Source organism: Streptomyces sp. NPDC059900 (assembly GCF_050270335.1).
Classification (GTDB): domain Bacteria; phylum Actinomycetota; class Actinomycetes; order Streptomycetales; family Streptomycetaceae; genus Streptomyces.
The window spans coordinates 1-12816 of the sequence record NZ_JBNNJZ010000036.1; the positions used below are offsets into that span (position 1 = coordinate 1).

Annotated in this window: 8 protein-coding genes and 1 pseudogene; 2 read left to right on the forward strand and 7 right to left on the reverse strand. The window is 70.8% G+C overall.

All coding sequences use genetic code 11. The features are described from left to right. From ACQKIP_RS08385 to ACQKIP_RS08400, 4 genes are all read right to left on the reverse strand, one after another. Positions 1-891 (reverse strand): MFS transporter (locus ACQKIP_RS08385; protein WP_427742569.1); only part of this gene is annotated, 891 nt, incomplete at its 3' end. Between the two features lie 114 nt (positions 892-1005). Next, complete coding sequence (locus ACQKIP_RS08390; protein ID WP_365859743.1) at positions 1006-1851, reverse strand: pectate lyase; 846 nt, start codon at positions 1849-1851, stop codon at positions 1006-1008. Between the two features lie 106 nt (positions 1852-1957). Next, positions 1958-2833: a hypothetical protein gene (locus ACQKIP_RS08395; RefSeq protein ID WP_365859744.1), complete on the reverse strand. Its 876-nt coding sequence runs from the start codon at positions 2831-2833 to the stop codon at positions 1958-1960. Beyond that, a complete protein-coding gene (locus tag ACQKIP_RS08400) occupies positions 2833-3366 on the reverse strand; it encodes a SigE family RNA polymerase sigma factor (RefSeq protein ID WP_361183346.1) in 534 nt (177 codons plus the stop codon). The genes ACQKIP_RS08395 and ACQKIP_RS08400 overlap by 1 nt, the downstream gene beginning before the upstream one ends. 285 nt (positions 3367-3651) lie before the next feature. On the opposite strand from ACQKIP_RS08400, the gene ACQKIP_RS08405 reads away from it, so the two are divergent. Next, complete coding sequence (locus ACQKIP_RS08405) at positions 3652-5550, forward strand: rhamnogalacturonan lyase (RefSeq protein WP_365859745.1); 1899 nt, start codon at positions 3652-3654, stop codon at positions 5548-5550. A gap of 55 nt (positions 5551-5605) precedes the next feature. Here the strand turns inward: ACQKIP_RS08405 and ACQKIP_RS08410 are convergent, their stop codons facing one another. The 3 genes and pseudogenes from ACQKIP_RS08410 to ACQKIP_RS08420 all read right to left on the reverse strand — a co-directional run. Next, entirely contained in the window at positions 5606-6619 is a 1014-nt protein-coding gene (locus ACQKIP_RS08410; protein ID WP_365859746.1) for a LacI family DNA-binding transcriptional regulator, read from the reverse strand. A 118-nt stretch (positions 6620-6737) separates the two neighbouring features. Next, positions 6738-9044 carry a xyloglucanase gene (locus ACQKIP_RS08415; protein ID WP_427742575.1) on the reverse strand — a complete coding sequence of 769 codons (2307 nt, stop codon included), beginning with the start codon at positions 9042-9044 and terminating at the stop codon, positions 6738-6740. Continuing rightward, a pseudogene (locus ACQKIP_RS08420) lies at positions 9041-10924 on the reverse strand (glycoside hydrolase family 48 protein); the annotation flags it as partial. The pseudogene ACQKIP_RS08420 and the gene ACQKIP_RS08415, both read right to left, overlap by 4 nt. 453 nt (positions 10925-11377) lie before the next feature. Between ACQKIP_RS08420 and ACQKIP_RS08425 the strand changes: the two are divergent. Beyond that, positions 11378-12772, forward strand: a complete 1395-nt coding sequence (locus ACQKIP_RS08425) for a glycoside hydrolase family 6 protein (protein WP_365859747.1) — start codon at positions 11378-11380, stop codon at positions 12770-12772. Positions 12773-12816 lie beyond the last annotated feature (44 nt).

A 12816-nucleotide genomic window follows, 5' to 3' on the forward strand; every position in this document is an offset into this window, starting at 1 on the left:
TGCCCAGTGAATCGAGGGCACGGCCGCCAGTGCCGCGACCGCCGTGCCGAATACCAACAGGCCTACCGAAACGGCCCGTTCGGCGCCCTCGGGCGTCAGCCGGCGCGACGAGGCCAGCGCTCCCACGAGCGATCCCAGCGCGAAGCAGGCCAGGAGCTGTCCGCCCGCCGCCGGTCCCGCGCCGATGTCCTGGCCGAGCAGCACCGCCGCCACCGCGAAGCCGCCGTACCCGAACCACGCGAACATCGTCGACACGGTCAGGGCCCGCAGCACCCGGTTGGACCCGAGGACCGAGAATCCGCCGCCCAGGACCTGCGCGAGCCCCGTCCGCCCGGGCCTGACGTCCGGCGGCGGGAGTCGCAGCAGGGGCAGGACGAGCGTGCCGAGCACGGCGGCGGCCACGATCACGATCCCGGTGTGCCCCGCTCCCGCGAGCGCGGCGACCAGCGCGGCCAGGCCGGGCCCCGCGATGGCCGCGACGTTGTAACTCGACGCCTCCAGGCCGTAGGCGCGCGAGAGCCGCTCGGCGGGAACGAACCGCGGCAGCAGACCCGTGAGCGCGGCCACGACCGGCTCGACGCAGCCCACCACGGCGGCCACCAGCAGCACGAACACCAGCGGCGAGCGCCCCGCCGACGCCATGAGCAGCGCAGTCGCGACGGCATAGCCGCAGGCCAGCGCGGCCACGAGGCGCCGCGGCCGGCCCGTGCGGTCCAGGGCATGGCCGATGACCGGACCGCTGAGCACATACGGAAGCGTCATCGCGGTCTGGATGAAACCGGCGCTCGCCGCGTCCCCCGTGCGCGACTGGACGGTGAGCACCAGCGCGGTCGCGACGCCTTCGGCGGACACCCTGAGCAGCGTGGCGGCCGTCAGATGGAAACGGAGCAACTGGGCCTCCCTGAGGTCTGCTTCATGCTGCGCAGACTCAATCAGGGACGGCGGTGATCACGGCAGGGGGCCACCCGTGACCGGCCGGTCACGGGTGGCCCGCAAGGTCGTCGGCTACTGGTAACTGATGTCCGACGCGCTGTACTTGCAGTACGTCCCGTCAGGGCCGCTGCCCGTCTCCTTGGGCTCGTCGCCCGAGGAGTTGCCGGTGTAGCGGACGCAGGGCTTGATCTTCTTGCTGCTGTCGCCGTGGATGCGGACGTTGCGCAGGGTGGCCGTGTCGCCGTAGTTGGTGTTGATGCCGACCAGGGACTTGCCCGGCGCGGTCACGTCCACGTCGTTGATGCTGATCGTGCGCTTGTACTGCTTGGAGCAGTTGCCGCAGGAGCGGACCAGCTTGCCGAAGTCCGAGACCTGGAATCCGGAGATGTTCAGCTTGCCCGCGCCGTTGAACTGCAGGACCTTGTCGTCGGCCTTCTTCGCGCCGCCGCCGGTCACGGTGTACACGGCACTCGACGAGGTGCCCTTGAAGCTGGCCGCGTCCTCGCCGACGTCCTCCCACCACACGTTCTGGATGGTGCAGCTGCCCGAACAGTGCACGCCGTCCGCGGCCGGGGAGCCGAGCACGACGTTCTTCAGGACCGCGCCGTCCTTCAGCTTGAAGATCGGGTCCTGGCCCTCGTCCTGGCCGTCGCCGCCCAGGTCGCCGCTGCCGTAGAAGCGCTGGAGTCCGCCGTCGTAGGTGCCGGACACCTCGATGGTCTTGGAGACGGCCTTGCTGCCGGTGGGGGTGGGCCAGGCGGCCGCGGCGGTCGTCGCCGCCCCGGCCGGGGAGAGCAGCATGTTGGCGCCGAGGGTGGCACCGGTCAGCAGGAGCGCGCCGCCCGCCGCGCCCACGGCGCGGCGGCGGGTGAGGCGGCGCTTGCGGCTCTTGCGCAGTTCGGCTCTTTGCGTGGTCATGGGGACCGCTCTTTCGCTGGGGAGATGACCTTGCGTCTGCTGGTCTCCGCCCGGATGCGGAAGGTTGCCGCCGCGCCGGAATATTCTCCCCGGGTCCGCGAGCGGCCTACGAGGTGCGGGCGAAGTCGCCGCGTACGGCGGCCTTCTGGCCCGACGCGGTCGCCTCCGCCGCGTACGCGTCCTCGCCCGCGTCCCTGCCGCCCTCGGCGTGGTTGTACTGGCCCGCGAAGACGTGCTCGCCCGCGGGGACGGTCCGGCCCGCCTTCAGCGTCCAGCGGTAGACCAGCGCACCGTCCTGTTCGCCGACGGAGACGGTGAAGTCGTCGGCGGGCAGGGAGCGCCAGTTGCCCGCGTCGGCGACCCCGCCGGTCTGTGCGACGCGCAGTTCGACGGTGAGCGCGGTGAGCGGCTTCTGCGTCTTGAAGGTGAGGGTGCTCTGGGCCCAGAAGTCGTTGCTCTGCGGGTCGATGGAGCCGTCGCTCCAGAGGTAGCGGTCTTCGACGTCCTCGGCGTCCGGAGCCACCGGCTGCGTGGCGGGCGGGGGCGTGGACTTCTTCGGCGGCCGGTCCGTGCCGCGGTCCTTGTCCTTCCCGGGCGCGCTGCTCGTCTCCTTGCCCGAAGGGTGCGCGGGCCGCGCCGGTGCGCTCGGCCCGGCGTTCTCGTCGTCGGGCGCCGACGCGGAGGGGCTCGGCCCGGTCGGGGATTCGGGGGCCGCGGGTGTGCCCACAGTGCGGGGCGGCGGTTCGTCGCCCCGCACGACGGAGGCGACGGCGTAACCGCCGAGCGCGAAGACTCCGGCGACGGCGGCCGTCGCGCCCGCGATCCGCAGCCAGGGGGCGGGGCGTGACAGCCTGCCGCGGGACGCGGTACCGGAGCCGGCGGCGTCGCGCTCCATGCCGCGCTCGATCCGGGCGAGCATCCGTTCCCGGTCGGGTCGGTGCTCCGCCGCGGCATCGCGCAGCTGCTTGCGTACGTCGTCCATCACTGCCTCCCTCCCACGAGTTGCGACGCGGCCAGCTCGCCCAGGAGCCGTTGCAGCTCCGCCATTCCCTTGGACGTCTGGCTCTTCACCGTACCGACCGATATTCCGAGGGTGAGCGCGGTGTCCTTCTCCGACAGGTCGAAGGCGTGCCGCAGCACCACACAGGCCCGCTTGCGGAACGGCAGCGTACGCAACGCCTCCTGGACATCGACGACCGCCGGTATGTCGGGGTCGTCGACGCCCTCCGCACGCTGCCCCCAGAACAGCGCCACGCGGCGGCGCTCGCGGACGGCGCTGCGGATGCGGCTGCGCGCCATGTTGGCGACGACTCCACGGGCGTACGCGGCCGGGTGGTCGGCCGCGCGCACCCGGTCCCAGCGGTGCCAGAGCGCGACCAGGGCGTCTGCCGCGAGGTCGTCCGCGGCGTCCTTCTCGCCGGTCAACATGTGGGCCAGGCGCGCGAGTTCGGCATAGTGCCGCTCGAAGAAGTCATGGAACTCCGCGGCGGCCGCGTCGTCGACGGCTGTCCCCACGGGTCACCTCCTTCTGTGCTTGCGCGGCTCTGCACACGCGCTGGCGGCCCCCGTGCCGCCGAAGTGCGGTGCGCGAGCATAGCAACGTCCGTGCGAGAGATCGAACAACGTCCGGAATCCCAGTCAGATCTGAGCCAAGGCCCGCACGGGCCCCAGGGGTTGGGTGATCTCCGCGGTCGCCTCCGCCCGATCTGGTCCGTACGGGCGGCAACCTTCCGCGCCCCTGCGGCGACACACCCGAGGCACTGCACCTCCCCCGCACCCTCTCCCCCGCAGGAGCACCCGATGTCCGATCACCCTTACACAACACCGCACCGCCGCGGCAGAAGAGCACGCCGGGCCCGCGGCCGGGTCCTGCTCACCGCCGTCGTCGCGGGCGCACTGGCGGCCGGCGGGCTCATCGCCCTGTCGTCCACCTCGTCCGCGGCGACCACCCGCCAGGCCGAGGCGCTGGACCGGGGTGTGGTCAGCGTGCACACCGACGCCGGGAACCTGGTCAGCTGGCGCTGGCTGGGCACCGATGACGACGACGTGGCCTTCAACGTCTACCGGGGCGGCACGAAGGTCAACTCGTCGCCGGTCACCGGCTCGACGAACTATTTCCACGCGGGCGCACCCAACAGCGCCGACTACACCGTGCGCGCGGTGGTCGACGGCAGCGAGCAGGGCGACTCCGTGCACGCGGTGCAGTTCCGCGCCGGGTACAAGGACGTGCCGCTCACGCCGCCCGCCGGGGGCACGACCCCGGACGGCGTGGCGTACACCTACGAGGCGAACGACGCGTCGGTGGGCGATCTCGACGGGGACGGCGCCCTGGACTTCGTACTGAAGTGGCAGCCCACCAACGCCAAGGACAACTCCCAGTCCGGCTACACCGGCAACACGGTCATCGACGGGATCAAGCTGGACGGCACCCGCCTGTGGCGCGTCGACCTGGGCCGCAACATCCGCTCGGGCGCGCACTACACGCAGTTCCAGGTGTACGACTACGACGGTGACGGCCGGGCCGAGGTCGCCGCGAAGACGGCGGACGGCACGAAGGACGGCGCGGGCAAGGTGATCGGCAGCTCTTCCGCCGACCACCGCAACTCCAGCGGCTACGTCCTGGCCGGGCCCGAGTACCTGACCATGTTCGACGGCCGCTCCGGGGCCGCGCTCGACACGGTCGACTACGTCCCGGCGCGCGGCACCGTGTCCAGTTGGGGCGACAGTTACGGCAACCGCGTGGACCGCTTCCTCGCCGGGACCGCCTACCTCGACGGCAGCAGGCCGTCCCTGATCATGGCGCGGGGCTACTACACGCGCTCGGTCATCGCGGCCTGGGACTGGCGGGGCGGGGCCTTCACCCGGCGCTGGACCTTCGACACCAACTCCTCGACGAACACCGGCAAGGGGTACGACGGCCAGGGCAACCACAGCCTTTCGGTCGCGGACGTCGACAGTGACGGCAAGGACGAGATCGTCTACGGCGCGATGACCGTCGACGACAACGGCAGCGGGCTGTGGACCACCAAGCTCGGGCACGGGGACGCCGGGCATGTCGGCGATCTCGATCCCTCGCGCACGGGCCTGGAGTACTTCAAGGTGTCCGAGGACAGCTCCAAGCCCGGCTCCTGGATGGCCGACGCCCGTACGGGACAGCGGCTGTGGACCACGGCATCGGGCTCCGACAACGGCCGGGGCGTGTCCGCCGACATCTACGCCGGTTCGGCGGGCGCCGAGTCATGGTCCGCGGCCGACACCTCCCTGCGCTCGCCGTCCGGCGCCTCGGTCGGCCGCGAGCCCTCCAGCGTCAACTTCGTGAACTGGTGGGACGGCGACACCACCCGCGAACTCCTCGACGGCACCCGCATCGACAAGTACGGCACGGGCGGCGAGACCCGCCTCCTGACGGGGTCCTCCGTGGCGTCCAACAACGGCACGAAGGCGACCCCCGCGCTCTCCGGGGACATCCTCGGCGACTGGCGCGAAGAGGTCGTGTGGCGCACCTCGGACAACAAGGCGCTGCGGATCTACTCCACCCCGCACGAGACGAGCACGAAGATCACCACGCTGCTCCACGACATCCAGTACCGCACGGCCCTCGCCTGGCAGAACACGGCGTACAACCAGCCCCCGCACCCGAGCTTCTTCATCGGCTCCGGCATGGCGAAGGCGCCGCGTCCCGCCGTGACCACCCCCTGAGGGGTTCCGCGCGGCCGGTGGCGGGGCAGCCCCCCGTCCCGTCACCGGCCCGCCGTCAGCCCTGCGCGGGGCCGGGGCCCGAGCTGGAGCGCACCGTCAGCTCCGGTACGAGCAGGGCGACGTCGTCGGTCGCCTGGCCCCGCAGCTTCGCGACGACGCGCTCCACCGCCTGGCGCCCCATCTCCTGTGCGGGGATGGCGACGGAGGTGAGCCGCACCGAGGCCTGGACGGCGACCTGGTCGGGGCAGACGGCGATGACGGAGACGTCTTCCGGAATGGCGCGCCCCTGCCGGCGCAGGAGGCTAAGGAGGGGTTCCACCGCGGATTCGTTCTGTACGACGAAGCCCGTGGTGCCGGGGCGTTCGTCGAAGATCCGGGCCAGGGTCGCGGCCAGCGCGTCGTAGGTCCCTTCGCAGGGCCGGTGCAGCACCCGCACGCCGAGCTCGCCGGCCCGCGTGCGCAGCCCGTCCAGGGTGCGCTCGGCGAAGCCGGTGTGCCGCTCGTACACCGCGGGGGCCTCGCCGATCACGGCGATCTCGCGGTGGCCGAGCCCGAAGAGGTGTTCCACGCACTGGGCGCCGGTCGCCACGAAGTCGAGGTCGACGCAGGTAAGTCCCGTGGGGTCGGCGGGCAGGCCGATGAGGACGGCGGGCCTTTCGGTCTCGCGGATCAGCGGAAGCCGCTCGTCGTGCAGCTCCACGTCCATCAGGATCATGGCGTCGGCGAGCGCGCTGCCCTCGATGCGGCGGACCGCCTCGGGGCCCTCCTCGCCGGTCAGGAGCAGGACGTCGTATCCGTGGGTGCGTGCGGTGGTGGCGACGGCGATGGCTATCTCCATCATCACCGGCACGTACATGTCGGTGCGCAGCGGCACCATCAGGGCGATGATGTTGGACCTGCTGCTGGCCAGGGCGCGGGCGCCGGCGTTCGGGTGGTAGCCGAGCTCCTGGATGGACCGTTCGACGCGGTCCTTGGTGGAGGCGGAGATGGACCGCTTGCCGCTGAGTACGTAGCTCACCGTGCTGGCCGAGACTCCGGCGTGGTGGGCTACCTCGGCAAGGGTGACCATACGGCTCTCCTGAGGGGTGTGAGGCGGTGGCGAAGCGCTTCGACGTGGAATCATCCCGACCCTAGAGGGACACCCATGTGCTGTCCATAGGTCCGTCGAAGCGCTTCGACTGCCCGGCTCAGCCAGGGGAGTTGTCGTCACCGTAAACAATGCCACGGCCGTTCGTCGCCACGTACACCCGCCCGAAGATCCGCGGATCACCGGTGATGGCCGCGCCGGTCCAGCCCCACTGGCGGGAATCGTCGTTGATCCGCAGCCAGCTCTCGCCGGCGTCGGTGGAGCGGAAGATGCCGCGTACGCCGTCGATCTTCGCGCTGGTGTAGAGCGTCTGGTGGTCGGAGCCGGGCGCGGCCTTGCCGAACCCGATCGTGTCGGCCTCCTCGACGCCCCGGACGCGGGTGAAGCTCGCGCCTGAGTCCGTCGAGCGCCACAGGCCGTACGTGCCGCCGGCCTTGCCGCCCGCGAGCCAGATCTCTCCCGCCTGCCCGGGTACGGCCTTGAAGTGCACCGGACCCTCGGCGGGCAGGCCGGCGGACGCCTTCGCGGTGAAGGTGGCCCCGCCGTCCGTACTGGCGTAGAAGGTCCCGGACTTGAAGCCGTAGAACGTCTGCGGATCGGCCCGGTCGGACTCGACGACCGCGCCCTGCGGGAGGCCGGCGGACGCCGTCCACGACGCGCCCCGGTCACCGCTGGTGTGCACGCCCGCGCCGTCCGGGCTCCACACGAAGCGGCTGCCGTCGGCGGACGCCGCGACGGTGCCGCCACCGGAGACGCCCGGCGGTTCCTTGCCCGGCGACCACGTGGCGCCGTTGTCGCCGGAGAAGGCGATGCGCGGCCCGCTGTCGAGCTGGCCGACCCGCACCACCGTGTCCGGGCGGGACTCGGCGTGGTCGATGCTGGTCGTGGTGGTGAAGTTGGGCCCGGTGTACATCAAGGGCGGCACCTTGGTGATGTCCGTGTGCCGGAAACCGCCGATGTCGCCGAGCGCGCTGAGCAGCGGCGCACCGGATGCGGGTGCCGCGAGGTCGTTGACGGCGGTTTCCTCCAGACCCTTCACCATCGGGGTGACGGTGAACTTGCCGCCGCTGTCCCACTGCCGCAGGTTCCGGGTGCCGTACACGGTTGCCCCGGTGCCATACATCATCCGGTCGGAGTCGAAGGGGTCGATCTCCAGGGCCTCGGTCATCCAGCCCAGTTTCGGGGCCTGTTCGGGCGGCGCGGGGTTCGCGCCCCACGACAGCCACGGCACGGAGGAGACGTCCATGGTGTAGCGGTCGGCGCGCTCGGGATAGGCGCTGTAGCTCCAGGCGCCGGTCCAGCTCGCGCCGCTGTCGGTGGAGCGGAAGATCTGGGTGTCGGGCCACCACGAGCTGTAGGCGGTGACCATGACGGTGCCCGGGTGCTGCCGGTCGACGCTCAGTCCGCTGTAGCCGTAGTAGGTGTCGGCGTCGGTGGCGGGGCTGATGTTCTTCCACTCGCCGGTGCGGGTCGCGTACCGCCACACCTGGCCCTTGCCGCCGTCGTAGGGGCCGCCCTTGTCGCTGTAGGCGAGGTAGAGGTAGCCGTTCTCCGCGTCGAGCACGCCCTTGTGGGCGAGGTATCCGGTCGGCTGCCCCGCGACGCGGGACCAGGTGGCGCCCGCGTCCGTCGAGCGGTAGACGGCGTTCTCCTTGTCGGCGACGCCCACGTAGAGGGTCTTGGTGGGCGAGCCGGACGCTCCCGTGGACTCGTCGAAGGTGACCCAGGCGATGCCCTGGTTGTCGGAGGCGTAGCCGGTCGAGTCCGACGGGTCCTGCCGGTAGTTGCCGGGGTTGGGGAACGCGGTCACCTGCGACCAGGTCGCCCCGGAGTCGGCGGAGCGCCACAGGCCGTGACCGCTGGGCGCCCCGAGGTAGAGCACCCGGTTGTCGTGCGGGTCGACGGCGAGGCGTTCGCCCATGCCCCGGCCGGGCATGTTGCCGCCCAGCTTGAAGGGCAGGCCGGTCTTCTTCCAGGTCCTGCCCCGGTCGGCCGAGCGCAGGACGGCGCCCTTTTGGGGGTCCCAGTCGTTCGTGTACGTGCCGACGGCGGCGTACACCTTGTCCGGTTCGACGGTGTCGGACGCGATGCTGACGACCCCGGTGTGGCCCCAGTCGTCCCAGCCGACCGAGTCGAGCAGCGGGGTCCAGGACCGGGACTTCTCCTGCCAGCGGTAGGCGCCGCCGATGTCGGTGCGGGCGTAGGCGAGGTTCTTCTCGGTGCGGTTGAAGACGATGCCGGGGACGAATCCGCCGCCGTCGATGCGGACGTTCTTCCAGGTGTACGCGGCCCGGGTCTTCTCCCTGGCGTCGTCGGCACCGGAGGACGGGGCGGCCACCAAGAGCAGCCCCGGGATCAGGCACAGGGCGCCGAGCAGTTTCCCGGCGCGCGCCGTACGGGCGCTCACCGGGACCCCGGCCCCGGTTCGAGGAGCTCGGCGTACGCCCCCATGGCGAGCGCAATGTCCGCCTGCGCCCAGAAGCGGTGGTAGGTGAACTGCGGTGCCGCTCCACCGGCGAGATAGGCCTCGACCTTCGGCCAGTCGGGGTCGTCGCGGTAGAAGGAGCGGATGGAGGTGAAGTCGGATCCGGAGTCGATGGTGTCGCCGTTCGGCATGGTGCCGGTCCAGCCGCCCGGCACGTACACCGTGTCGTCGAACCGGTCGTAGTCGGCGCGCGTCTCGGGCACGGCGATTCCCAGGGGGTCCCGGTGGTGTTGCCACATGCCGTCGAGGAGGGCCTTGGCCGTGGCGGCGGCCTGGCCGTGACCGGTGGCGGCGGCGTAGTAGGTGAGGGTCTTGGCGTAGGCGGCAGCCACACCCACGTCGTCGGTGCGGTCGACGACGGTGACATGAAGTCCCGTATTGGCGCCGGGGCTTGACGGGTTCCAGGTGTCGGGCTGCCCTGACCACTTCAGGGTCGAGGGGAAGCTGTAGGTGCCGTCGGCGGCGGTCTTCGTCTCGGAGAGCGCCCACGACACCCACTTGTCCATGACCGTCTTCGCGGCGGGATCGCCGGTCTCGTGGAGGTACTCGGCGACGCGCTCCATCGACCAGGCCTGGAAGCCGAACCACTGGTTGGACGGCGGGTCGTGGTAGACGGGCTTCTCGTCGTAGGCCATGCCGTAGAAGGTGGCGGTGCCGGCCGGGGGCTCGGCGTAGCGGCCCTGCCAGCTGTTGGTGGCGCCGCCCGCGATGGCTCCCTCGGCGGACTGGAGCCAGCGGTAGAACTCGATCTGCCGGGTCAGGCTCCTGGTCCAGTCGGCCTTGCCGGAGGCCGACTTGGGGGCGAGCGGGGCGTAGGCGCTGAGGGCGAAGGCGGCCAGGGGGTTCTGGTAGCCGCCGTGGCTGTGGCTCGATCCGATGCGCCAGGCCCAGCCCGCCGATGTGTCGGTGGCGCCGCCCCAGGCGTAGTACCAGGACAGCAGGTAGTGCGCGCTGTTCTTGCCGCTGCCCGGCGCGCAGCCCGAGGGGTCGGTGCAGTCGCCGATGGTCTTGAAGTACTTGTCGAACAGGGCGTAGCGCAGATAGTCGCCCATCTTGGCCGCCTTGGCGACCGTCGCCGCGACCTGCGATTCCTTGCCCTGGGCGGAGGCCCAGACGTGCGCCCAGTAGGCGGCCTGGACGGCGCGGGCGTCGGCGTCGGGGGCGTTGGTGTACTTCCACTGCTTGGCGTAGGAGGCGTCGCCGGTGAACAGGTCGAGGTAGCCGTTCTTGCCGCCGTGCCCGAACTCGTCCCGGGTGGGGTGCGGGACGGTCTCCCAGACCGATTCCTGCGGGCCGCGCTGGAAGGTGTTGATGTAGACGGGCCCGGCGGCGCTGCCGCCGTAGCCGTAGGTGTCGTCGACGTCCTGGAGCCAGTGCATGCCGTAGATGTCGTCGGTGCCGTACGCACTCTTCAGCTCGGCGGCGATCGGGTCGGTGCCGGCCTGGACCGCGGGGTCGAGCCGGGCGGGGTACTGCGCGGGCTGGTCGTGTTCGGGGGCGTAGGTGGCCGGTTTCGCCGCATTGTAGAAACTGTTCGTGGGCTGGTCGGCATGGGTCGGGATCATGAATTTCTCCATGGTTTCCCAGGCCGCGTTGAAACGGCTCCAGTCGCCGCTGACCTTGCCGTACATGGCTTGCAGCCAGAGCAGATAGCTGTATGCCTCGGATGTCGTCTCGTGCCCGTGGTCGGGGGCTTCGACAATGAGGGTTTCGACCGAGTGGTACGGAATACCGTCCGGCGAGAAATAGCCGTTCGCGGAATCGGTGATCTTCGCGTACAGGTCGAGGAAACGCTGTTCGTACTCGGTCGCCGCGGGGGCGGCATAGGCGCTGTGAGCTGCGGGGTTGAGCGCCACGACGACGGGGGCCAGGGCGGCGCCCGCGCCGAGCGTCAGCAGGTTGCGCCTGCTGATTTCCGGTCTGGAGGGGCCGGAGCGGGGGGATCGGGGAAATGCGGACATGCCGGGATGTCTCCTGACGGCTCGATGGGGGGCGTGCTCCGCTTGGGGAGCGGAAGCACCAGTGGGAGCACCAGTGGGAGCGCTCCCAAAGTTCAACCGAACTGGCTCGATGTCAAGAGCTGGCACACGAAAGGGAGTTGTCGAATGAATTCGACAACGGCGATCCGGAGAATCCGGGGAATCTGAGAAACACGCCAACCTTTCTGTTCCCGGCGGCGACTTCCTGCTAGCTTCCACGGCACCAGTGGGAGCGATTCCGGTACGCCGATCACTCCCGAAGGGAATCCCCCCACCATGAGCCGCACGCACACGCATGCGCACACCGGTCACCGCAGATCCCGCGCCCTCTTCCTGGCCGCGCTCGCCACCGTCCTCGCCACCACCGGCGGCACCGCTCTCGCCGTGGGCGACGGCGCGAGCAGCACCGCGCAGACCCGGGCAGCGGCGGCCCGCGTCGACAACCCGTACGCGGGCGCCAAGCCCTACGTGAACCCTCAGTGGTCGGCGAAGGCCGCCGCCGAGCCGGGCGGCAGCGCCGTCGCGGACCAGCCCACCGGCGTCTGGCTGGACCGGATCGCCGCGATCGAGGGCGCCGGCGACTCGATGGGCCTGCGCGACCACCTGGACGAGGCGATCGCGCAGGGCGCGGGCGTCATCCAGCTGGTCATCTACAACCTGCCGGGCCGGGACTGTGCCGCCCTCGCCTCCAACGGCGAACTCGGTCCCACCGAGATCGACAAGTACCGGAGCGACTACATCGACCCCATCGCCGCGATCCTCGCCGACGCCAAGTACGCGAGTCTGCGCATCGTCACGACCGTCGAGATCGACTCGCTGCCCAACCTGGTCACCAACACCGGCAGCCGCCCCACCGCGACGCCCGAGTGCGATGTCATGAAGGCCAACGGCAACTACGTGAAGGGTGTCGGCTACGCGCTGCGCAAGCTGGGCGCCGTCCCGAACGTCTACAACTACGTGGACGCGGGCCACCACGGCTGGATCGGCTGGGACGACAACTTCGCCGCGTCCGCGCAGGTCATGTACCAGGCGGCGACAGCGGACGGCGGCAGCGTCGACAACGTGCACGGCTTCATCACCAACACGGCCAACTACAGCGCCCTGAAGGAGGACAACTTCACGATCGGCGACACGGTGGGCGGCCGGTCGGTCCGCGAGTCCACGTGGGTCGACTGGAACCGCTCCGTCGACGAGCTCTCCTTCGCCCAGTCGTTCCGCGAACAGCTCGTCTCCACCGGCTTCGGGTCCGGCATCGGCATGCTGATCGACACCTCGCGCAACGGCTGGGGCGGCGCCGACCGGCCCGCGGGGCCGGGACCCGCCACGGACGTGAACTCCTATGTGGAGGGCGGCCGTTACGACCGGCGCATCCACATCGGCAACTGGTGCAACCAGTCGGGTGCGGGCCTCGGCGAGCGGCCGACGACCGCCCCGGAGGCCGGCATCGATGCCTATGTGTGGATCAAGCCGCCGGGCGAGTCAGACGGGGCGAGCAAGGAGATCCCGAACGACGAGGGCAAGGGCTTCGACCGCATGTGTGATCCGGCGTACGAAGGCAATCCCCGCAACGGCTTCAACCCCTCGGGCGCGCTCCCGGACGCGCCGATCTCCGGAAAGTGGTTCTCGGCCCAGTTCCAGGAACTCCTGAAGAACGCGCATCCGGCGCTGTAGCGCGACCGGATCCTCGCCTGTGGGCTTGCTGTCGCTGGTCGCGC